The following is a 22,330-nucleotide window of genomic DNA, read 5'->3' on the forward strand; positions in this document are numbered from 1 at the left end:
TAAGGCGGTGGGTGGTGTCGTTAGAAAGGGCCTTCATCGTCTCGCAGGATTGTTCACATGACCATCGCTGACCGCTGGCTATTGCCCGACGGCATGGATGAGGTGCTGCCGCCTCAGGCAAGCCGCATGGAAGAGCTGCGCCGTGCGCTGCTCGATCTTTACCATTGCTGGGGCTACGACCAGGTAATGCCGCCGCCGGTGGAGTTTCTGGACTCCTTGCTGACAGGTACCGGCACGGACCTCGACCTTCAAACGTTCAAGCTGACCGACCAACTGACGGGCCGCATGATGGGCGCATCTGCCGATGTGACGCCCCAAGTCGCACGTATGGACGCTCACTCCCTCAAACGCCAAGGCCCCGTGCGTCTGTGTTACTGCACCAACGTGCTGCGTGCAAAAGCCGATCAGCATCAGGGTGGCCGAAGCCCCGTGCAGGTTGGGGTAGAGCTGTTTGGTCATGCTGGGCTCGAAGCTGACAGTGAAATCATCCATTTGGCGCTGGCCAGTCTCCACGCAGCAGGTGCCAACGAGATCCACTTGGCGCTGGGTCATATCGGTATTTACCGCAGTCTCGTGGAAGCGGCGGCTCTCAACGCCGAGCAAGAGCGCGCGCTGTTCGAAGCGCTGGCGCTTAAATCACCGGGGCAGCTGGCCGAGCAGGTAAATGCCAGTGTCAGCGATCCCGTGCTGGCGGATATGCTGATGGCACTGGGCGAGTTGCACGGTGATGCTAGCGTGCTGAGTGAAGCGCGCGAACGTTTTGCCGGGGCGCCTGCACCTGTCACGGCTGCGCTAGATCAGCTCGAATCGCTTTATAAGGGCGTCCTGGCACGCTTCGACGTCTCGCTCTATTTTGATCTAGCGGAGCTGCGTGGTTATCAGTATCACACGGGCATGATGTTCGCGGCCTACGTGCCGGGTTACGGCCATGCGCTGGCCAAGGGCGGGCGCTATGATGATACCGGTCGTGCGTTTGGCCGTGCGCGGCCAGCCACCGGCTTCTCGATGGATCTGAAACAACTGGCATCGCTGGCGCTGGCGTCACCCAGCCGGGGTGCAATTTGGGCGCCTGCCCAAGAAGAAGAGTCGCTTAACGCTGCCATTGTGGCGCTGCGTGAGCAGGGTGAACGCGTAATTCAAGCGCTGCCTGGGCAGCGTACTGGGCCGGCGGAGCACAGCTGTGACCGCCGTCTTGAGTTTATCGATGGTCGTTGGCAGACAACGGCCCTGACACAAGAGACGAGTGCATAATGGGTAAGAATGTCGTAGTCCTGGGTACCCAATGGGGCGATGAAGGCAAAGGCAAGATCGTTGACCTGCTCACCGAATCCGCGTCTGCCGTCGTGCGCTTCCAAGGCGGTCACAATGCGGGTCACACGCTGGTCATCGACGGTGAGAAAACCGTTCTTCACCTGATCCCCTCGGGTGTATTGCGCCCGGGAAAAACCTGCGTGATTGGTAACGGTGTGGTGCTGTCACCGGAAGCGCTGATCAAAGAGATTCGCGAGCTGGAAGCGAAGGGCGTTCCCGTACGTGAGCGTCTGCGTCTCTCGCCAGCGTGTCCGCTGATCTTGCCTTATCACGTGCGTCTCGACCAAGCCCGTGAGAAGGCGCGTGGCGTGGCCAAGATCGGCACCACTGGTCGCGGCATTGGCCCGGCGTACGAGGACAAGGTCGCACGTCGTGGTCTGCGGTTGGGGGATATGCTCCACCGTGAGCGTTTCGCGTCCAAACTGGGCGAAGTGCTCGATTACCACAACTTCGTGCTGGTGAATTACCACGGCGAGCAGGCGGTCGATTTCCAGGAAGTGCTGGACAGCGCCATGCAGATGGCCGAAGAGCTGCGCCCCATGGTCAGCGATACGGTGAGCATGGTGCACGATCTGCGTAAAGCGGGCGAGAACATTCTGTTCGAAGGTGCCCAAGGCTCGCTGCTGGATATCGATCACGGTACCTACCCCTATGTGACCAGTTCGAACACCACCGCGGGTGGTACGGCGACTGGTTCTGGTGTCGGTCCGCTCTACCTGGACTACGTGCTGGGTATTACCAAAGCCTATACCACCCGTGTGGGCTCTGGCCCTTTCCCCACCGAGCTGTTTGACGACCACGGACGTCATCTGGCCGAACGTGGGCACGAGTTTGGCGCGACCACGGGGCGTCCGCGTCGCTGTGGCTGGTTCGATGCAGTCGCACTACGTCATGCGGTACAAATCAACTCTGTCTCCGGTATCTGCCTGACCAAACTGGACGTGCTGGACGGTTTGGAAAACATCCGTGTCTGCGTTGGCTACCGCAGCAAAGATGGCGACGTGCTGGATAATCCGGTGGACTCAGAAGGCTACGAAGCCGTAGAGCCTCTCTATCACGACCTGCCGGGCTGGAAAGAGTCCACGCTGGGGGCGAAGAAGGTGGAAGACCTGCCCGCCAATGCCCGTGCGTATATCAGCTTCCTCGAAGAGCAGGTGGGTACCAGCATCGACATCATTTCGACCGGCCCAGACCGCGTCGAAACGATCGTACTGCGCAACCCGTTCGAAGGGTAAGTCAGCCCTTCATGCGATATCCAAAGGGCGGCTTGGCCGCCCTTTTTCGTGGCTAGAAATCGATGCCGCGTCGAGCTTGAAGCCCGTTGTTGAAGGCGTGGCGGACCTCCTGCATGTCGGTCACCGTGTCTGCCATGGCGACCAGCTCGCGGTGGGCATTGCGTCCAGTGATGATGACCGTTTGTTCCCGAGGTCGATCCAGCAACGCCTGTTTGACGGTGGCGATGTCGAGATAGCCAAATTTCAGCATGTAGGTAATCTCGTCTAGTACCACCAAATAGGTTTCTGGATCTGCCAACATTCGTTGCGCCTCTTGCCAAACCTCCTGGCAGGCTGCGGTATCGGCTTCGCGGTTTTGGGTATCCCAGGTAAAGCCGGTTGCCATGATGGCGACGCTCAAATGGGGATCGTCTTCTAGCCGATTGCGCTCACCACACTCCCACAGCCCTTTGATGAACTGCACCACGCCCACTTTGTATCCATAGCCCAGCGCGCGGGTGACAGTGCCCCACGCGGCGGTGGTTTTGCCTTTGCCGTTCCCCGTGTTGATCAGCAGCAGACCGCGCTGTTCGGTGGCGTTGGCGACTTTTTCGTCCACTCTTGCTTTGAGCTTTTCCATGGACGCTTTATGGCGGGCATCGCGATCACTCATTGTCTCTCCTCGTTGAAAGGCGTCAGGGGTAAGTCAGCAGGTTACGCCAGAGATGCACAATTTAACATCGCCCTAAAACGTATTTGTATAACTTTTTAGGCGCTCTGCAGCGGCCTTGCAGAGTTTATGTGCAGCTTTTGCCAAGAGAATTGGCCGGTTGGGTGCTTGCTGCTCTAGAATGGTGGGTCATGTCTTGTCAGGAACATTGTCATGCCTTCATTTGATATTGTGTCAGAGTTCGACCAGCACGAAGCCGCCAATGCGGTGGACCAAGCCAATCGTGAAGTGCAGTCACGCTTCGACTTCAAAGGCGTCGATGCCAGCTTCGCGTTGGAAGGCGATAAAGTACAGCTCGAGGCCGAGGTGGATTTTCAGCTCAAGCAAATGCTGGACGTATTGCGTAACCGCCTGATTGCTCGCGGTATCGATGCGCGTTGCATGGATGTCAAAGAGGCTGTGCTGTCGGGCGTCAAGGCGCGTCAAGAGGTGGTGTTAAAGCAGGGGCTCGACCAAGCTGAAGCCAAAGACGTGGTCAAGCGCATCAAAGCCAGCAAGTTGAAGGTGCAGGCTCAGATTCAGGGTGAAAAAGTGCGCGTAACGGGCAAAAAGCGCGATGACCTGCAGAGCGTTATGGCGCTGCTGCGCGGTGAAGAGGGGCCCGACTTGCCGCTGCAGTTCGACAACTTCCGCGATTGACGATCATAAGAAATGTTCACTGAGTAGCGCAGCGTTTGCGCTACTCGATTACTGAAAAGCTTACAGGAGTTTCGCACTATGTCTGATCCGCAGCCGGTTTATTTAAGCGACTACCAGCCGCCCGCCTACCACGTGACCCATACCGAGCTGACGTTTGATCTTGACCCCACCGAGACCCGTGTGAAAGCACGCCTGACCATGCAGCGCCACCCAAGCGCCGACGCCGCTGCACCGCTGGTGCTCAATGGCGAGCACCTATCGCTGCGCGCGCTTGCCATCGATGGGCAGGCATTGAGCGACACCGATTACCAGCTCACCGACGAAACGCTAACGATTGCCCACGTACCGGCGACCTTTACGCTAGAAAGCGACGTTGCGATATCGCCCAGCAGCAATACGGCCCTGGAAGGGCTTTACCAGTCGAACGGCATGTACTGCACCCAGTGTGAAGCGGAGGGTTTTCGCCGCATCACCTATTACCCGGATCGCCCCGATGTCATGGCCACGTTCAAGGTCACGGTCATCGGTGATGCACACAAAGAGCCGGTACTGCTTGCCAACGGCAACCCAATCGCGCAGGGCCAGCTAGAGGGCGGTCGACACTTCGTGACCTGGGAAGATCCGCATCCCAAGCCCTGCTACCTGTTTGCGCTGGTGGCAGGCGATTTGAAGAAAGTCGAAGACCACTTCACGACCATGAGTGGCCGCGATGTGACGCTGCAGCTCTGGGTAGAAGAAGAGAATCTCGACAAAACCGACCATGCCATGGCCTCACTCAAGCGAGCCATGCGCTGGGATGAAGAGACGTATGGCCGTGAGTACGATCTGGACCTGTTCATGATCGTGGCGGTGAACGATTTCAACATGGGCGCGATGGAGAACAAAGGGTTAAATATCTTCAACTCTGCCGCCGTGCTAACGCATCCCAAGACTGCCACCGATGCGGCGTTTCAAAACGTCGAGGGGATCGTTGCCCACGAGTATTTCCACAACTGGTCGGGGAATCGCGTTACCTGCCGCGACTGGTTCCAGCTCTCGCTAAAAGAGGGCTTCACGGTGTTCCGCGATCAGTGTTTCTCTGCAGATACCAATTCAGCGCCCGTCAAACGTATCCAAGACGTGTCGTTTTTCCGCACCGCCCAGTTTGCCGAAGACGCAGGGCCTACGGCACATCCGATTCGTCCGGATCACTACATCGAAATCACCAACTTCTACACCCTGACCATCTATGAAAAAGGGGCAGAAGTGGTGCGCATGCTCCGTAACCTGCTGGGGTGGGAGGCCTTCCGCCGTGGCTCGGATCTCTATTTCGAGCGCTTTGACGGGCAGGCCGTGACGATCGAAGACTTCGTGGGCTGCATGGCCGAGGTATCGGACAACGATTTAAGCCAGTTCATGCGCTGGTACTCCCAGGCAGGCACGCCGGAAATCGATGCCCACGGTGAGTACGACTATGCCAATGCCGAGTACCATTTGACGCTACGTCAGCGCACGCCAGCCACGCCCGGACAGCCGGACAAACAGCCGCTGCACATTCCGGTACGCATGGGCTTGGTGGGCACCAAATCCGGTCAGGACTTAACGCTCACGCTCGACGGCAATAAGATCGGGAAAGACGCGGTCATTCACCTGACCGACGATGAGCAGACCTTCATCTTCACGGAAGTGGCCGAGGCGCCCGTGCCGTCGCTACTGCGCGATTTTTCCGCACCGGTGAAGCTGCACTACCCGTACTCCCGTGAAGACTTGGCATTTCTGTTGACCCACGATAGCGATGGTTTTAACCGTTGGGATGCGGGTCAGCGATTAGCGATGCTGGCATTGGATGATCTGATTGCGGCCCATCGTAACGGCGTCGAAAAAGTGATGGATGGCCGGGTAGTCGACGCGTTCCGTACGCTTTTGACCTCTTCCATGGACGATAAAGCGGTACTGGCCGAAATGCTGACACTGCCTTCGGAAGCCTATATCGCCGAACAGCAGCCAATCGTAGACGTAGATGCCATTCACGCTGCCCGCGAGTTCGTGCGCCAATCCCTGGCGCTGGCGCTGCGCGATGAGTTTCTTGCCGTCTATAAAGCGAACGGTAGTGAAGCCCCCTACGCCCCGACGCCTGAACAAATTGCGCAGCGCAGTCTCAAAAACGTGGCGCTCTCATATCTGATGTCCATCGAAGACGAAGAGAGCGTGGCGCTGTGTGAAGCGCAGTTTGCCGCTGACCACAACATGACCGATGTGCGCCACGCGCTGACGCTGCTCGTTCACAGTGATCGTGACGACGTGTCGACGCCTGCTTTGAAAGCCTTCGGGGAAACCTGGGCCCACGATCCGCTGGTGATGGATCAGTGGTTCACGATTCAGGTATCGCGCCCGCAGCCCGACGTATTGGAGCGCGTGGAGTACTTGATGCAACACCCCGCGTTCTCTATGAAGAACCCCAACAAGGTGCGTGCTTTGATTGGCGCCTTTGCGCAAAACCGGGTCAACTTCCACCGTCTGGATGGCAAAGGGTATGCGCTACTGGCGAATGCGGTGATCGAACTCAACCGACTCAACCCTGAAATCGCGGCGCGGTTGATTACCCCCTTGACCCGTTGGCAGCGGTTCGATGAAACACGCCAGCAGCTCATGCGGGCCGAACTCGAACGGATCAAACGAGAGCCGCTATCGTCCAATGTGTACGAGGTCGTCGAAAAAGCGCTGGCATAAGGTGTAGCCAGTGAATTAACCATGGAGAGGGACGTCGCCGGTGACAGATTCACAGCAGTGTTATTTACTGATTATCAACGGTAAGTCTGCCGGAAATCCGGCGCTACGCGACGCCGTCGAGGCGCAGCGCAAGGCAGGGACGCCCATTATCGTGCGGGCGACGTGGGAGGGCGGTGATGCCGCCGAGTTTGCGGCGCAAGCCCCGGATTTGGGGGCAACGCGCGTCATCGCCTGCGGTGGCGATGGTACAGTCAACGAAGTGGTCAACGGCCTCATGCGCCTGCCCCACGACCATCGTCCTGCCCTGGGTGTCGTGCCGCTGGGCAGCGCTAATGACTTTGCCACATCGGTGGGCCTGCCTTTGGAGCCGGATCAAGCGCTAACGGCTGCCCTGGAGTTATCACCGGCGCCAATCGATGTCATCCGCATGACGGCAGAGGCTGGTGGTGAACAGTCGGTGTGCTATTACGTCAACATGACCACCGGCGGTTTCGGCGCGGAAATCACGTCGTCCACGCCCAAGACGTTGAAGCGCATGTTGGGAGGCGGAGCCTACTCGTTGATGGGCGCGCTCAAGGCGTGGCGACATCGCAGTTATCGCGGCACGCTGCACTGGAGCGACCATGAGCAGGCAGCGTCGCTGTTGCTGCTGGCGCTGGGCAACGGGCGGCAGTCTGGGGGTGGGCAGGTCCTGGCTCCCCGTGCCAAGCTCGATGATGGTCGGTTGGACGTGCTGCTGGTGAAGGATTTTCACTCGGTGACGGAACTACCAGCGCTGCTCGGCGAGCTTCAGCAGTTTCCGGCAGAAGGGCGCTATGTGCGCTACTTTACCGCTAGCCAACTGACCGTCACGACTCAGCCCGATGATGAACCCTGGCCGCTGACGCTGGATGGTGAAGCCAAGCGCTACGAGCGATTTAGCGCGGAAGTCGTTCCCCTGGCGTTGAAAGTGCTGCTGCCAGAAGACTGCACGCTGCTCTCCGCCCACGACCGCCACTAATGAATTTGACTCGTTAAGGAGCATCACTCGATGACGTACCGTGTATGGATGCCGCTATTGGCCAGTTTGGCGCTTTTATTGAGCGCCTGTGGCGATAGCCAAGAGGAGGCTAACGTCCTGCCTGAGGAGAACGCTGCCGAGCAGGCCAGCGAGCCTGATGAGAGTGGCGATAGCGTAACGCCTTCCCCCACGCAGGTGGACGACGAAAGCGAAGCGCAACCAGCGTCTGACGCACCAGAACAAGCCGATGACGGAGACGACGCGCCGTCCGACGCCAATGCATCGACATCGGAGGCTTTACAGGCAGACGAAGAGACCCTCGCCGCCGATCCTGATGAAGCTCTGGACGAAGCCAGCGCGATGCCCGGTGAAACGACCCGTTCAGACGTAGACGACGTGATCGCTGAGACCGAACGTCGTTTCGAAGAGGCGCAGCGCCAGTTGGAGCAGCAGTTCCAAGAAATCGAACAGCAGTCTCCTGAGCTGACCCCCATGGAGAGCGATCCAATCGAGCCAAGCTGGGAGCGCGATAGTAACCTGTCCGAGAGCTCCCCACTAGAAGGTGAATTGGAAGCTCGGGATGTGGATGCGCTCATCGAAGATACCGAGCGTCAGTTCGAAGAAGCCCAGCAGCGTTTAGAGGAGCAGTTCCAGGCACTGGAGAACGAGGAACCCCTGAATGGCGCGACGCTGGAAACGGACGAGCGACAACATCGCGATCTCGGCGACGATCAGCGCCTGGAAGAGCGTTCTGACGAGGGCGATAGCGACGAACAAGAGGCCGAAAGTCCTACGGACGTCACGAGAGATACATCGTCCTAAGCACTAACATCTCAACAATAAAAAAGGCCCGCATCGGCGGGCCTTTATCCATTCGGTGCGAGTTACGCAACGCGAATGTTGGAAGCCTGAAGGCCTTTTTTACCCTGAGTCACCTCGAAGCTGACTTTCTGACCATCTTGCAGGGTCTTAAAACCTTCAGCTTGAATTTCGGAGAAGTGGGCAAAGAGATCGTCACCGCCGTCATCGGGAGAGATGAAGCCGTAACCTTTGGTGTCGTTGAACCACTTGACAGTGCCAGTTGCCATCGTTCATATCCTTAACGTGCTTAATGATTGAGCAGGAGGCTCAGTGCCGACCTGCCAAATCCACTTTAGAAGCAAATAATCAGCACGTCCAGTGACGTGGTTAAGATTCTTTATCACTCAGCGAGCCAAGTTCATGATGGAACTCAACCTGATCGACGCGCAGTTCATTCCCTTCGTGGTGGCGATCACGCTGCTCTCGATAAGTCCCGGCGTCGATACGCTTTTAGTGATTCGTAATACCGCACGGGGCGGCATTCGCGACGGTATTGCGACGAGCGTGGCCATTTGCTGTGGTTTGTTCGTTCATGCCACCGTCTCGGCATTGGGTATCTCCTTCATTTTGTTGCAGTCGGCCTGGGCGTTCAACATGCTGAAGTTGGCAGGGGCGGCGTATTTGATTTGGCTAGGGGTCACGAGCCTATTGGCAGCCCGCCGAGGAACGCCGCTTCCGGTGAAGGGCGTAATGAATGAGGCGGTGTCGGTACCGCTCTGGCAACCGATCAAAGAGGGGCTACTGTCGAATGTGCTGAACCCCAAAACCGTGGTGTTCTACATGGCGTTTTTGCCACAGTTCATCGCGCCCAGTGACCCTGCGCTGATCAAGTCGCTTTGGTTGGCAGGCGTGCACTTCGTGATTGCCAATATTTGGCAAATCAGCGTCGTGCTCATGGTCGGTGGGGCGAGTAAATGGCTGGCCAGCGCACGCTTTGCGCAAACCTTGAATGCGGCCACCGGCGCGGTGTTGGTGGTTTTTGGCGTGCGACTCGCCCTAGAACAACGCCCGGTATAACCGGGCGTTGTGGGGGGTAGCAAAACGGGTAGGTAAGGGTTAGCGCTGTACGAGGGCCCGGTCGTAGCGCACGGCCTGCTCAGTTTCGTTGAGTAGCGACACTCCTTCGCTGCTGCCGCCATTGGCTAAGCTCTCAAAAATGACGCGATAGCTCAGCACCGCCTGGACGTAATCGCGTGTTTCGCGAAACGGAATGCTCTCCACGAAAAGGTCGAACGACTCCATGCTGTGGGTGCCCAGCCACTGGTCGACTCGGCCAGGGCCTGCGTTATAAGCGGCCGTGGCGGCGAGACGGTTGCCCCGGTAGCGGTTGAGCTTGTCGCGCAAATAGGTGCTTCCTAGGCGAATGTTGAGTTCTGGTTCCAGCACGCCGTATGGGCCAGGGTCGTTCAGCCCTAATTGGCGGCTCACCTGTGTGGCCGTGCCAGGCATCAATTGCATCAAGCCACGTGCTCCGGCAGGCGATAGCGCCACCGGGTTGTAAGCGCTTTCACGACGCGTAATGGCCATGAGTAGGTAGGGGTCCACACCGGTCTGCTGGCCCCACTGCATGAAGCTCTCCCGATAGGCGGGGGGGAAGCGCCACTCCAGTGTGTCCCACATCTCGCCTGCAATGGTGGTTTGCACCAAGCGGGCGTACCACTGCTGATGGGCGGCGTAGTCGGCCAGGGCGCGGGCTTGCTGGGGCGTGCCCTGTTGAACGGCATAGAGCCACTCGCTATTCGCCAGTCCCTCTTCACCGATTCGCAGCAATGCCTCGGTCCGCTGTACGACCGGTAGCCGTGCCGTCTGCTCCCGGGTAGTGTCATCGAAGTGATGGCGCTCGTGGTTGAGCCGATACGGCTGACCGATTTTATCGGCGGCGGCGAAGCCATAGAAACTGCGATCAGTGGCCGCTTGCTGATAACGCGCTGCGGCTGCGTCGCGATTGCCGAGCTGCTCGTTGGCACGGCCCAGCCAATACTGCCAGCGGCTGCTCGTTTGCTGGCTCTCGGGCATTTCAGCAATCCAGTGCATGACGTCGGTCCACTGACGGTCCGCCAGGGCGCGCCGCACCCGTAGCTCCAACACACGCTCGCTGTCGAGCGAGGGCAAGACGCTATCCACCCACGCCAGCGTGCCAGGTACCTCGCGCACGAGGGCGTAAAACGCGAGCTCTTCATCGATGACTTGGCGCTCTGACGGCGTCAGGTTCAAGCGAGGCGAGAGCTGTTGCCAGGCGGCGAAAGCAGCAGGCGTGTCGTCCCGGGTCAGGCGCTGCATGGCGGCCTGGTAAAACGCTGCCGTGGCTCTGCACTCTGGGCCTAGGCAGGTGGGTGCGCTCGTGATGGCGCTGGGAGTGTTGCTCACCGTCTCCACCGTGTCGAGGGCCGTTTGCCACTGGTTGCTAAGCAGTCCACCCAAATAGTTGCTCAGCCGTGTTTCGCCCGCTTGCCAGGCCAGCATCTTACGCTCCCAGATGGCCGTCGCATCGATCGTGCCATCGGCCCGTAAACGGTCGAACAGTGGGTCACAGGCGTCCGGTTGCGAACTGCCCACCCGCCACAGGGCCAAGCCCGCCTGGCGTGAGCGCTCTGGCTCGCGGTCGAGTAGCGCGGTGTAGTAGTAACACTGGCGCGCGGTTCCGGCGGGCTCGCCATCGGCGACGGTGAGTAGATCGCCGTAGCGTCCCGCATGACCATAATTGGCAATTGCCTGGCCGCGCATCCACTCCGATAGGGGGGAGTCCGCATACTGATCGATGAATTGCAGTACTTGGCTGGCGGCCACGTTGGGCAACTGGTTGCGTAATCGGTGATACGCCACGTAGCCGCTGAGAACGTGCCCTTCGATGGCGCGCTCATCGATGTGTTGCCACTGCTGCTGGCGAGCGGCGTTCAGCGCATCGCGCATGGCCTCATCGGACGCCGCCCAGGCACCGGTGGGCAAGCCGATGATGACCGCTGCGCACAGAGTGCGAAGGGTAGAACGAAATGGCGTAGCCGGCATGGCACTCCCTCTTGCTCGCTGTTGGGGTAAAAGGCGCAATTGTGAACTATACGGACAAGTGAACTATACGGACAGATGGTGTTCTGACAATCGTGACACTTGGAGGATTCGATACGATGGCACGATTATCCGCTTGGGGACTGTTTCGTCGACTAAAAACGCGTGTTTGGGCGGTGAAGCGTATTGCCCGCGCGCTAACACTCTTTTTGCCGATGACTCGCGATGTGCTGAAGGGCGACTTCAGGCCGATTCCTTGGTCTGCGTTTGGCACCATGGCATTGGCGCTGGCGTATCTGGTCATGCCGTTCGATTTGATTCCCGACTTCTTGATGCTGCTGGGCGTGGTCGATGATGTCTTGATCGTGGGCTGGTTACTGAACCGCGTCGATATGCACTTGGCCGACTACCGCGCCTGGAAGTCTGAAAGCACAGCCGCCGGCGCTTCTTCGCATACACCTTCTTGAAATCCCTTCGCTTATCCCCATATTGATCTCACCATCTTCTCTGCTCCTGCCGATAGGCAGGGGCGTTAAGCAACATGTGATCAATGAGGGCTAAGCGCATGACCACGGCGACCCACGAAGAAACTCTTGGCTTTCAAACGGAAGTTAAGCAGCTCCTAAACCTGATGATCCACTCCCTGTACTCCAACCGGGAGATTTTCCTGCGTGAGTTGATTTCCAACGCCGCAGACGCCTGCGACAAGCTACGCTACGCCGCGCTCGACAACGACGCGCTCTACGAGGGCGACAGCGAGCTGCGTATCGAGATCGAGCACGACCGCGACGCCAACACCATTACGCTGCGTGATAATGGCATTGGCATGAACCGCGAAGACGTCATTGCCAACTTGGGCACCATTGCGCGTTCAGGCACGGCAGAATTCCTGAAGCAGCTCTCCGGCGAGCAGCAAAAAGACGCCAAGCTGATCGGTCAGTTCGGGGTTGGTTTCTATTCCGGTTTCATCGTGGCCGACGAAGTGGCCGTACGTACCCGTAAAGCGGGCACGGCCGCATCGGAAGGCGTCGAGTGGCGCTCCAAAGGCGAAGGCGAGTTTACCGTTGCCGATATCGAGCGTGACGTTCATGGCACGGAAATCACCCTGCATTTGAAAGACGATGCAAAAGAGTTCGCCGACGACTACCGCCTGCAAAGCTTGGTTCGCAAGTACTCTGACCACATCGAAGTGCCGGTGCGCATGCCCAAAGTCGAAACCGCCAAGGATGACGACGGTAACGAGATCGAAGGTAGCGAAGTGACGACGTGGGAAACCGTCAACGAGGCCACCGCGCTGTGGGCTCGCCCCAAGAGCGAGGTCACCGACGACGAATACAAGGCGTTCTACAAGCACGTTGCCCACGACTTCAGCGACCCGCTCACCTGGAGTCACAATAAGGTCGAGGGCAAGCTCGAGTACACCAGCCTGCTTTACGTGCCGGGCCGTGCGCCGTTCGATATGTTCGACCGTGACGGCTCTCGTGGCGTCAAGCTCTACGTGCAGCGCGTCTTCATCATGGACGATGCCGAGCAGTTCCTGCCGCTCTACCTGCGCTTCATCAAAGGGGTGCTGGATACGCGTGATTTGTCGTTGAACGTCTCCCGGGAGCTGCTGCAGCAAGATCCCAAGGTCGACAAGATCAAAGGGGCGCTCACCAAGCGCGCGCTGGACATGCTCAAGAAGCTGTCCAAGGATAGCGAGCAGTATCAAACGTTCTGGAACACCTTTGGCAGCGTGCTGAAAGAGGGGCCGGGTGAAGACTTCGCTAACCGCGAGAAAGTCGCCGGCCTTCTGCGTTTTGCCTCTACCCATACTGATACCGCCACGCAAGAGCACTCGCTGGCCGATTACGTCGAGCGTATGAAAGAGGGGCAGAAGAAGATCTACTACGTGGTGGCGGATAGCTTCAACGCTGCGAAGAACAGCCCGCATCTGGAGATCTTCCGCAAGAAAGGCATTGAGGTGCTGCTGCTCTCTGACCGCATCGACGAGTGGCTGATGAGCCATTTGACGGAATTTGACGGTAAGTCGTTTGCCGATGTGGCGAAAGGCGAGCTGGATCTCGGAGATGTCGAAGACGAAGCCGAGAAAAAAGCGCAGGAAGAGACGGCCAAGGCGAAGGAAGATCTCGTGAAGCGCGTCAAAGAAGCGCTAAGCGACGGTGTTCAAGAGGTGAAAATCACTCATCGTCTCACCGATTCCCCTGCTTGCGTGGTGCTGCCCGAGCACGAAATGGGCTATCAGATGCGTCGTATCATGGAAGCGGCCGGTCAGAAATTGCCGGACGTGAAGCCCATTCTTGAGCTCAACCCCAACCATGCCCTGGTGGCGCGTTTGGAAAATGCGCAAGGCGACCTGTTCGGCCAGCTAGCCCATATTTTGCTGGATCAGGCGATCATCGCCGAGGGCGGTCATCTGGACGACCCGGCGGCCTACGTGAAGCGCCTCAATAGCGTGTTGACGGCCTAATGCCTTAAGCTCGTCAATGGCGGCCCGCTTGGTTTACCAAGCGGGCCGCTTGTTTTGTTAAGGTCGTGCTTATCAAAATGGGTGGTGAGCAGGCCCACCATTACGTAGAAGAACTTCAGGACATGGCTATGGCAGAGCAGCAAAGTAATGTCGCGGTGTTGGGGGGCGGGAGTTTTGGCACCGCGCTGGCCAGTATCGCTGCCGACAACGGCGCTAACGTGCGTCAATGGATGCGCGATGACGCGCTGGTCGCGCAGATCAATCAGGAGCATCGCAACGGGCGCTACCTGCCCGACTATGCGATCAATCCAGCCGTAACGGCATCGACCGATTTGAAAACGGTGCTGACGGGCGCTGAACTAGTGCTGATTGCCATCCCGTCGAAAGCGTTTCGCGCCGTGGTGCAAGCGGCCAAACCCTGGCTGACGCCCGAGCAAATTCTGGTCAGTACCACCAAAGGGATCGAGCAGGATAGCTTTTTACTGATGAGCCAGGTGCTGGAGCAAGAGACCGGCTTTCCTCATATCGGCGTCATCGCCGGCCCTAATCTGGCCTCTGAGATCGCCGACAAGCAGCTGACCGCCACGGTGATTGCCAGTGCTGATGCGCTGACGCGCACGCGGGTGCAGAAAGTGCTGGGTTGCCGCTACTTCCGGGTCTACGCCAGCAATGATCGCCATGGAGTCGAGCTGGGCGGTGCGCTAAAGAATATTTATGCCATTGCGGCAGGCATGGCGGCGGCGTTGGGGATGGGGGAAAACACCCGTAGTATGCTGATGACCCGTGCCCTGGCCGAGATGAGCCGCTTCGCCGTTGCCCAGGGGGCCAATCCCATGACCTTTTTGGGGTTGGCGGGCGTTGGCGATCTGATCGTGACCTGTTCGTCTAACCTATCGCGCAACTATCGCGTCGGCCATGCGCTGGGCACGGGGCTTGCGCTAGAGCAGGCGGTAGCCGCGTTAGGGCAGGTGGCCGAGGGGGTCAATACCGTCAAGCTGGTCTGCGCCAAAGCCCGGGAACTGGGTGTTTATATGCCGTTGGCGGAAGGTTTAAATCGCGTGCTTTTCGATGGCGTGCCTGCGCAGGAGATGGCGGGTACGCTCATGCTGGGAGAGCAGAGCAGCGACGTGGAGTTTATCCTGCCCCGAGAAGCGGTTCAGCAGGCGCATCGTGAGCAGGCGCATCAGGATCAGCAAGACAGCGGAGGTCGCCATGAATAGCGGCATGCAGGATTCTTTCAATAGCGTACTGATCATGCGGCATGGTGAAGCCGCCCCCGGCTTCCCTGATCACGCCCGCCCACTCACGCCGCGCGGCGAACGCGAGGCGGAGACGATGGCACGCTGGCTGGCATCGCGTATCGAGCAGGGCGAGCTGGCGCGGCCGACACTCTACGCCAGCCCCTATGTGCGAGCACAGCAAACCGCCCAGCGCATCAGCGATGCTCTGGGGGCGCCGCTCAATACGCTGCCCTTCATTACTCCGGAAGACCCGCCCGGCGATGTGAGCGAGTGGCTGCTCAACCATCCTTTCGACACGCCGATCATGCTGGTCAGCCACATGCCGTTGGTAGGCGACTTGGCTGGCCTATTGGTCGAAGGAGCGCCGAGCCAAGGCGTCGGTTTTCCCACTGCAGCCATCGCCGAGTTGGAGGCGGACGTTTGGGCGGCAGGTTGCGCTCAGCTCAAGCGTTTTACGCAGCCCAGTCAGCTCACCTAGTGTGAGCCAAAAAAAAGCGGCTGCCGAAGCAGCCGCTGTTGGACGATGGCCGTGTCATTTAGAGCAGCGCATCCAATTTCTCTTTCAGCAAGCCGTTGACCTGCTGGGGGTTGGCGGTGCCGCGTGAGGCTTTCATCACTTGGCCCACGAAGTAGCCAATCATCTTGCCGCGTTTCTCCGGCTCGGAGTCACGGTACTGCGCGACCTGTGCCGGGCTTTCGGCAATGACCTGATCGATCATCGCTTCAATCGCGCCGGTGTCGGTCACCTGTTTTAGGCCTTTGGCCTCGATGACGGCATCTGCGCTCTCGCCCTGGCCGTTCCATAGCGCTTGGAAGACCTGCTTGGCGGCTTTGCCGTTGATGGTGTCGTCCAGCACACGGCCAATCAGCTCACCCAGCTGCTGGGCGGATACCGGACTGTTTTGAATGCTCAGATTTTCCCGGTTCAGCGCGCCGGAAAGCTCACCCTGAACCCAGTTGGCCGCCTGCTTGGCGTCGCCGCAGACGCGATGTACTTCTTCGAAAAATTCCGCCATTTCGCGGCTGGCCGAGAGTACGTTGGCGTCGTACGCCGATAGGCCCAGTTCGTTCTGGAAGCGGGCGCGTTTATCGGCGGGCAGTTCCGGCAGTTGGCTACGCAGGTGATCCAGGTAGGCTTGATCCAACACCACCGGCAGCAGGTCGGGGCAGGGGAAGTAGCGGTAGTCGTTGGCTTCTTCCTTGGTGCGCATGCTGCGGGTTTCGTCGCGCTCGGGGTCGAATAGACGAGTCTCTTGCACTACGTGGCCGCCATCTTCGATCAGCTCGATCTGGCGTTCGACTTCGAACGCAATGGCGCGCTCCACAAAACGGAACGAGTTAACGTTTTTAATTTCTGCACGAGTCCCGAACGCCTCTTGCCCTTTGGGGCGCACCGACACGTTGACGTCACAGCGCATCGAGCCTTCGGCCATGTTCCCGTCGGAAATGCCCAGGTAGGTCACGATGGAGTGGATCGCTTTGAGGTAGGCGGCGGCTTCTTTGGCGCTGCGCATGTCCGGCTCGGAGACGATCTCCAGCAGCGGCGTGCCGGCCCGGTTCAGGTCGATGCCCGTCATGCCGTGGAAGTCTTCGTGCAGCGACTTGCCGGCGTCCTCTTCCAGGTGGGCGTGGTGGATGCGAATCCGCTTGGTGGTGTCGTCATCCAGAGTGATCTCTACTTCACCCGCGCCGACGATGGGGTGGTACATCTGGCTGGTTTGATAGCCCTTGGGCAAATCCGGGTAGAAGTAGTTTTTGCGATCGAATACCGAGACCTCGGGGATCTCGGCGTGCACGGCGAGACCAAACTGTACGGCCATGGCCACGGCCTGCTCATTGAGCACCGGCAGAACCCCCGGCAGGCCCAAGTCGACGGCGCAGGCCTGGGTGTTCGGCTCGGCGCCAAACGCGGTGGAGGCGCCGGAAAAAATCTTAGAGCGCGTTGCGAGCTGAACGTGGACTTCCAGCCCGATCACGGTTTCCCATTGCATTAGGCGTTCTCCTCGGCAAAGGCGGGCAGTTGAAGGTGCCAGTCGGTCGCTTGTTGGAACTGGTGGGCCACGTTGAGCAGCTGCGCTTCGGCAAAGTGGGTGCCCAGAATCTGCAGGCCTACCGGGCGGCCACCGGCAAAGCCAGCGGGAACGCTGATGCCAGGGATGCCTGCCAGGTTGACGGCGATGGTGTAGATGTCTTGCAAATACATGGAGACCGGGTCTTTCTTGGCACCCAGGTCGAAGGCAGGCGTCGGGGAAGCCGGGCCCATCAGTACATCGACATCCTCAAAGGCGTCGAGGAAATCTTGACGAATCAGGCGGCGCACTTTCTGCGCTTTGGTGTAATAAGCGTCGAAGAAGCCTTCCGATAGCGTGTGGGTGCCGATCAGAATGCGGCGTTTCACCTCTTCACCAAACCCTTCTGCCCGCGAACGGGTGTAGAGGTCGACCAAGTCCGCAGGCGCATCGCAACGATGACCAAAACGTACGCCGTCGAAGCGTGACAGGTTCGAGGACGCTTCGGCAGGGGCGATGACGTAGTAAGCCGGAATCGCGTAGTGCGTATGCGGCAGGCTGACTTCGCGCACCGTGGCACCCAGCGACTCATACACTTTCACCGCGTCACGAACGGCTTTCTCGACCTCGGGGTCCAAACCGTCGCCAAAGTACTCTGTCGGCAGGCCGATTTTAAGGCCAGACAGCGGCGCGTTCAGAGACTCGGTGTAGTCCGGCACGCCACGGGCGACGCTGGTGGAGTCACGGACATCGTGACCGGCAATCACGTTCATCAGGTGCGCGCAGTCTTCAGCGGTGCGCGCCATGGGGCCTGCTTGGTCGAGACTGGAGGCATAGGCGATCATGCCGTAACGGGACACGCGCCCGTAGGTGGGCTTCAGGCCGGTAATGCCGCAGAACGCCGCCGGTTGGCGGATGGAGCCACCGGTGTCGGTGCCCATGGCTGCCGGTGCAAGGCCCGCGGCCACGGCTGCTGCGCTGCCGCCGGAGCTGCCGCCAGGCACTGCAGACAGGTCCCAGGGGTTTTTGACCGCACCGTAGTGGCTGTTTTCATTGGAAGAGCCCATGGCGAACTCATCCATATTGGTTTTGCCCAGGCTGATGATGCCCGCAGCGCTCAGTTTCTCTACCACGGTGGCATCGTAAGGCGCGATGAAATTATCGAGCATCTTGGAGCCACAGCTGGTTTTCACGCCTTGGGTGCAGAAAATGTCCTTGAGTGCCAGTGGGATGCCGGTCAGTTTGCCCGCTGTGCCACTAGCGCGCGCTTTGTCGGCGGCGTCGGCGTGGCGGAGTGCCTGCTCGGCAGTGACGGTGATGAAGCTATTGAGCTGGCCGTCGGCTCGCTCAATACGCTGTAAAAAGTGCGAAGTCAGCTCGCGGCTGGAGAGTTCGCCGCTGGCGAGGGCGGCGGCAAGCTGCGTTACGGTTTTATCATGCATGACCCGGAAGCTCCGTTCAGGGGCGAATAAAATAAGCGGAAACGAGCGACGTGGGTGGGTTACTCGACCACACGCGGGACCAAATAGAGGCCGTTTTCCACTGCCGGGGCGCAGCGCTGGAACGTGTCGCGCTGGTTGGTTTCCGTGACTTCGTCGGCGCGCAGGCGCTGCGTCGCATCCAAGGGGTGAGACAGCGGCGCGACGCCCTCGGTGTCCAGGCTCTGGAGCTGGTCGACCATGTCCAGAATGCGGCTGAGATCGTCGACAAAGCCACTGGCTTGGTCATCGCTAACGGCGAGTCGGGCCAAGTGTGCGGCCCGGCGCACATGAGATTCTTCAAGCGCCATGATCGAGGTTTCCTCGCAATCGTGATGGAACATATTTCGCTTTAAGCGGTATACATACGGTCATCTTAAATTCGTCTGACGGAGCAGACGTGGAAAATAGCCGCAAAAGGTACCACATAATGGCCCTGACGGGCAGTGTTCGGCACGACTCGTGCTTGCTGCCAAGGGGTTGCGGTGATACCGTTTGCATCCGCACAGGGTTCCCGGTCTGCACTAGGTAACAACATCCATGTTCAAACGTTTGAGGGGGCTGTTTTCCAGCGATCTATCGATCGACTTGGGTACGGCCAACACACTGATTTATGTACGCGGTCGTGGCATCGTGCTTGATGAACCGTCCGTAGTCGCCATCCGCCAGTCTGGCAACATGCGTAGCGTCGCGTCGGTCGGTGCCGATGCGAAACGTATGCTTGGCCGCACGCCTGGCAACATTACGGCTATTCGCCCGATGAAAGACGGCGTCATTGCCGACTTCACCGTTACCGAGCAGATGCTGCAGCACTTCATCCGTAAGGTGCACCAGAGCACGTTCCTCACGCCCAGCCCTCGCGTTTTGGTGTGTGTGCCGTGCATGTCGACCCAGGTCGAGCGTCGTGCTATCCGTGAATCGGCAGAGGGGGCAGGTGCCCGCGAAGTCTTCCTGATCGAGGAGCCGATGGCGGCCGCGATCGGTGCCGGGCTGCCGGTGGAAGAGGCACAGGGCTCGATGGTCGTAGACATCGGTGGTGGTACCACGGAAATCGCGATCATTTCGCTCAATGGCGTCGTGTACTCAGAGTCGATCCGCGTAGGCGGTGACCGTTTTGATGAGGCGATCACCGCGTACGTGCGCCGTCACTACGGCAGCCTGATTGGTGAAGCCACCGCCGAGCGTATCAAAGAAGAGATTGGCTGCGCCTACCCAGGTGGCGAGCTGCGCGAGATTGACGTGCGTGGTCGTAACCTCGCCGAAGGCATTCCGCGCAGCTTCACGCTGAACTCCCATGAAATTCTCGAAGCACTGCAAGAGACGCTTGGCTCCATCGTGGCCGCCGTGAAGAGTGCTCTCGAACAGTCACCGCCTGAACTGGCATCGGATATCGCCGAGCGTGGCTTGGTACTGACCGGCGGCGGCGCGCTGCTGCGTGACCTGGACAAGCTGATCGCTGAAGAGACCGGCCTGCCGGTGATCGTGGCAGAAGATCCGCTGACCTGTGTTGCGCGTGGGGGCGGTAAGGCGCTGGAAATGATCGATCAGCACACCTTTGAGTTGCTGTCGAGCGACTGATCGCAGCGGTTTATCGCGGGGGATTGCCTATTAAACCGCTGTTTTCACACGGGCCGCTACCCGGTTACCGGCTATTCTTCTGTGTGCTGGCGGCAAGCGCGTTGATGTTTGTCGACCACCGCTTTACACGTATGGAAGATGTGCGTGCCCAAATGACCACGATCGTTGCGCCCATTCAGTGGGTGGTTAGCGTGCCCAGCGACCTGCTGAACTGGGGGGCGCTAGCCCTCTCTGATCAGCAGGCGCTGGTGGATGAAAACCGTCGCTTGCGCGAGCAACTATTGACGCTCTCTCATCGTGGTCAGCGCTTGGCGAACTTGACTGCCGAAAATACGGAGCTGCGCCAGTTGCTTGGCGCTGCCGAGCGTCGCGACATCCCCTATATTACGGCGGAGCTCTTGTCGCTGGACAATGATCCCTTTAGCCACCAAATGGTGGTCGATCGTGGACACCGCAACGGTGTCTATGTGGGGCAGCCCGTGATCGATGCATCGGGCCTCGTGGGACAAGTGACGGCCGTGTCGGCATACTCCAGCCGTATCCTGCTGCTTGCCGATGCCAGCCATGCCTTACCGGTTCAGGTCAATCGCAATGGGCTGCGTTTCATCGTACAAGGGACCGGGCGCTACGGCAGTGTGAACGTGCTTCACGTGCCGGATACGGCCGATATCCGCGTCGGCGACCTGCTGACGACATCTGGCCTGGCGGGGCGTTTTCCGCCGGGCTATCCGGTGGCGCGTGTGACCGAGGTGTACCACGACCCCGGCCAGCCGTTTGCCCGCGTGGTGGCCGAACCTTCGGCCCAGCTCCAGCGGTCACGCCACTTTTTGCTGCTTTTTCCGCCCCCCCGTGAAGAACTGGATGCGCCTATTTGGGATGAGTCCATGGATATTTCAGCCGATGCCCTCCATGCCGCTCAGCGGCTTGGCCAGCCAGCGACCCCACTCGTAGAGGAGGAGCGCTGATGGCGCGTGCGCCGATAGTACCGCTGGTGGTGGTATGGATGAGTTTGGTGTTGGCCTTGTGTTTGCAGGTCATGCCGCTAGCCGATGGATGGCAGGTGTTCCGTCCCGAGTGGATTGGGCTGATGCTCATCTACTGGTGCATGCGTGCCCCGGATAGAGTCGGGGTCTTTCATGGCTTCGTGTTGGGGCTGTTGATGGATCTCATCGAAGGCACCGCGCTTGGCCAACACGCGCTCATTTTGTCGTTGCTGGCCTTTTTGGCAGCACTGGTCTATCCCCGATTTCGTGCGTACTCGCTCGTTCAGCAGTCGGTGTTGGTGCTGGTGCTGTTAGGGTTGGTGCAGCTCATCGAGCAGTGGCTGCGTACATTGACCGGCGACTTTTCGATTCATCTCTCGTTCTTGATCCCATCATTGGTGAGTGCGCTGCTCTGGCCGTGGCTCTCTACGATGTTCAAAGCCATCGAACGGCGAATCGCCAATGCGTGACGTAGCCTCGCCTCCCGTCCTCTGTTTGGCCTCTGCCTCTCCGCGGCGCCAATCGCTGTTGGCATCGATTGGCGTATCTGTCAGCGTCATGCCCAGTAATATCGACGAAACGCCCTGGGAAGGGGAGACGCCGGCAGCGTACGTAGAGCGGTTGGCGGTGGCCAAAGCTCAGGCTGCAATGGGGAAAACCACGCTACCCGTGCTAGGGTCGGACACGGCCGTCGTCGTCGACGGGGCAATTTTAGGCAAGCCGGTCGATCAGCAGCATGCAGCCAACATGCTGTCCCAACTGTCAGGTCGTACCCATCACGTGCTGACGGCAGTAGCGGTCAGCGGGCCTCGGGGTATACTCTCTTGCTGTGTGACCACCGAGGTCACCATGCGCGCGTTAACGGCAGAGGAGATCGCGTGCTACTGGCAGACCGGGGAGCCGGCCGACAAAGCCGGCGGGTATGCCATTCAGGGGCTGGCGGCTATCTTTATCGAACGCATACAGGGCAGTCATTCCGCCGTCGTGGGGCTGCCACTCTTTGAAACCACGCGCTTGCTTCGCCAGCAAGGGGTTCCCGTTTGGGCGGGCCGTTATCCCTCGTAACCACCGACTCATCGCCCGCTGCGCTGGCAAGGAATAGGA

21 protein-coding genes are annotated in these 22,330 nt (G+C 59.3%); 15 read left to right on the top strand and 6 right to left on the bottom strand.

Annotation, left to right across the window (positions count from 1 at the left end):
* The first annotated feature begins 57 nt into the window (after positions 1-57).
* Together NH398_RS00995 and NH398_RS01000 are read left to right on the top strand one after the other, a co-directional pair.
* Positions 58-1,251 carry an ATP phosphoribosyltransferase regulatory subunit gene (locus tag NH398_RS00995; RefSeq protein ID WP_159342594.1) on the top strand — a complete coding sequence of 398 codons (1,194 nt, stop codon included), beginning with the start codon at positions 58-60 and terminating at the stop codon, positions 1,249-1,251.
* Entirely contained in the window at positions 1,251-2,546 is a 1,296-nt protein-coding gene (locus NH398_RS01000) for an adenylosuccinate synthase (protein WP_159342593.1), read from the top strand. The genes NH398_RS00995 and NH398_RS01000 overlap by 1 nt, the downstream gene beginning before the upstream one ends.
* A gap of 52 nt (positions 2,547-2,598) precedes the next feature.
* Here the strand turns inward: NH398_RS01000 and cobO are convergent, their stop codons facing one another.
* On the bottom strand, positions 2,599-3,198 hold the full coding sequence (gene cobO, locus NH398_RS01005; protein WP_159342592.1) for a cob(I)yrinic acid a,c-diamide adenosyltransferase: 600 nt from the start codon (positions 3,196-3,198) through the stop codon (positions 2,599-2,601).
* Positions 3,199-3,408: 210 nt separating this feature from the next.
* Here cobO and NH398_RS01010 point away from each other — a divergent pair, with 210 nt between their 5' ends.
* The 4 genes from NH398_RS01010 (at position 3,409) to NH398_RS01025 (ending at position 8,425) form a co-directional block, all read left to right on the top strand.
* A complete protein-coding gene (locus NH398_RS01010) occupies positions 3,409-3,894 on the top strand; it encodes a YajQ family cyclic di-GMP-binding protein (protein ID WP_253015943.1) in 486 nt (161 codons plus the stop codon).
* A 78-nt stretch (positions 3,895-3,972) separates the two neighbouring features.
* Positions 3,973-6,603, top strand: a complete 2,631-nt coding sequence (pepN, locus tag NH398_RS01015) for an aminopeptidase N (protein ID WP_253015944.1) — start codon at positions 3,973-3,975, stop codon at positions 6,601-6,603.
* 40 nt (positions 6,604-6,643) lie between these two features.
* Positions 6,644-7,603: a lipid kinase YegS gene (gene yegS / locus NH398_RS01020; protein WP_253015945.1), complete on the top strand. Its 960-nt coding sequence runs from the start codon at positions 6,644-6,646 to the stop codon at positions 7,601-7,603.
* Positions 7,604-7,633: 30 nt separating this feature from the next.
* The gene (locus NH398_RS01025) at positions 7,634-8,425 is read left to right on the top strand and encodes a hypothetical protein (RefSeq protein ID WP_253015946.1); all 792 of its coding nucleotides are present in this window, start codon (positions 7,634-7,636) and stop codon (positions 8,423-8,425) included.
* 62 nt (positions 8,426-8,487) lie between these two features.
* Here the strand turns inward: NH398_RS01025 and NH398_RS01030 are convergent, their stop codons facing one another.
* Positions 8,488-8,691 carry a cold-shock protein gene (locus NH398_RS01030; RefSeq protein ID WP_044630763.1) on the bottom strand — a complete coding sequence of 68 codons (204 nt, stop codon included), beginning with the start codon at positions 8,689-8,691 and terminating at the stop codon, positions 8,488-8,490.
* Between the two features lie 133 nt (positions 8,692-8,824).
* Between NH398_RS01030 and NH398_RS01035 the strand changes: the two genes are divergently transcribed.
* Positions 8,825-9,481, top strand: coding sequence for a LysE family translocator (locus tag NH398_RS01035; protein WP_253015947.1), 657 nt, complete (start codon positions 8,825-8,827; stop codon positions 9,479-9,481).
* A 39-nt stretch (positions 9,482-9,520) separates the two neighbouring features.
* On the opposite strand, the gene NH398_RS01040 is transcribed toward NH398_RS01035, so the two are convergent.
* Positions 9,521-11,470, bottom strand: a complete 1,950-nt coding sequence (locus tag NH398_RS01040) for a transglycosylase SLT domain-containing protein (protein ID WP_253015948.1) — start codon at positions 11,468-11,470, stop codon at positions 9,521-9,523.
* A gap of 116 nt (positions 11,471-11,586) precedes the next feature.
* Between NH398_RS01040 and NH398_RS01045 the strand changes: the two genes are divergently transcribed.
* The 4 genes from NH398_RS01045 (at position 11,587) to sixA (ending at position 15,656) form a co-directional block, all read left to right on the top strand.
* Positions 11,587-11,934 carry a DUF1232 domain-containing protein gene (locus tag NH398_RS01045; RefSeq protein WP_253015950.1) on the top strand — a complete coding sequence of 116 codons (348 nt, stop codon included), beginning with the start codon at positions 11,587-11,589 and terminating at the stop codon, positions 11,932-11,934.
* Positions 11,935-12,032: 98 nt separating this feature from the next.
* A complete protein-coding gene (gene htpG, locus NH398_RS01050; RefSeq protein ID WP_159342587.1) occupies positions 12,033-13,937 on the top strand; it encodes a molecular chaperone HtpG in 1,905 nt (634 codons plus the stop codon).
* 128 nt (positions 13,938-14,065) lie between these two features.
* Positions 14,066-15,157 carry an NAD(P)H-dependent glycerol-3-phosphate dehydrogenase gene (locus NH398_RS01055; RefSeq protein ID WP_253015952.1) on the top strand — a complete coding sequence of 364 codons (1,092 nt, stop codon included), beginning with the start codon at positions 14,066-14,068 and terminating at the stop codon, positions 15,155-15,157.
* Between the two features lie 4 nt (positions 15,158-15,161).
* A complete protein-coding gene (sixA, locus tag NH398_RS01060; RefSeq protein WP_159343774.1) occupies positions 15,162-15,656 on the top strand; it encodes a phosphohistidine phosphatase SixA in 495 nt (164 codons plus the stop codon).
* A 58-nt stretch (positions 15,657-15,714) separates the two neighbouring features.
* Here the strand turns inward: sixA and gatB are convergent, their stop codons facing one another.
* Genes gatB through gatC form a run of 3 tightly spaced genes read right to left on the bottom strand, consistent with a single transcriptional unit; the run spans position 15,715 to position 18,976 of the window.
* The gene (gene gatB / locus NH398_RS01065) at positions 15,715-17,169 is read right to left on the bottom strand and encodes an Asp-tRNA(Asn)/Glu-tRNA(Gln) amidotransferase subunit GatB (RefSeq protein WP_159342585.1); all 1,455 of its coding nucleotides are present in this window, start codon (positions 17,167-17,169) and stop codon (positions 15,715-15,717) included.
* Entirely contained in the window at positions 17,169-18,629 is a 1,461-nt protein-coding gene (gatA, locus tag NH398_RS01070; protein WP_159342584.1) for an Asp-tRNA(Asn)/Glu-tRNA(Gln) amidotransferase subunit GatA, read from the bottom strand. Before gatA ends, gatB begins: the two co-directional genes overlap by 1 nt.
* Before the next feature lie 59 nt (positions 18,630-18,688).
* Entirely contained in the window at positions 18,689-18,976 is a 288-nt protein-coding gene (gene gatC, locus NH398_RS01075) for an Asp-tRNA(Asn)/Glu-tRNA(Gln) amidotransferase subunit GatC (protein ID WP_054641298.1), read from the bottom strand.
* A 229-nt stretch (positions 18,977-19,205) separates the two neighbouring features.
* Between gatC and NH398_RS01080 the strand changes: the two genes are divergently transcribed.
* From NH398_RS01080 to NH398_RS01095, 4 genes are read left to right on the top strand one after another with little or no spacing between them, the layout of a single operon-like run.
* Complete coding sequence (locus NH398_RS01080) at positions 19,206-20,243, top strand: rod shape-determining protein (protein ID WP_018915723.1); 1,038 nt, start codon at positions 19,206-19,208, stop codon at positions 20,241-20,243.
* 23 nt (positions 20,244-20,266) lie between these two features.
* On the top strand, positions 20,267-21,208 hold the full coding sequence (gene mreC, locus NH398_RS01085) for a rod shape-determining protein MreC (RefSeq protein ID WP_253015954.1): 942 nt from the start codon (positions 20,267-20,269) through the stop codon (positions 21,206-21,208).
* Positions 21,208-21,696, top strand: a complete 489-nt coding sequence (gene mreD, locus NH398_RS01090) for a rod shape-determining protein MreD (RefSeq protein ID WP_159342582.1) — start codon at positions 21,208-21,210, stop codon at positions 21,694-21,696. The genes mreC and mreD overlap by 1 nt, the downstream gene beginning before the upstream one ends.
* Positions 21,689-22,291 (top strand): Maf family protein, encoded by a 603-nt coding sequence (locus NH398_RS01095; RefSeq protein ID WP_253015956.1) that lies wholly within the window; start codon positions 21,689-21,691, stop codon positions 22,289-22,291. Before mreD ends, NH398_RS01095 begins: the two co-directional genes overlap by 8 nt.
* Positions 22,292-22,330: the final 39 nt, after the last annotated feature.

Source organism: Halomonas sp. CnH100-B (assembly GCF_024124605.1).
Taxonomy (GTDB): domain Bacteria; phylum Pseudomonadota; class Gammaproteobacteria; order Pseudomonadales; family Halomonadaceae; genus Vreelandella.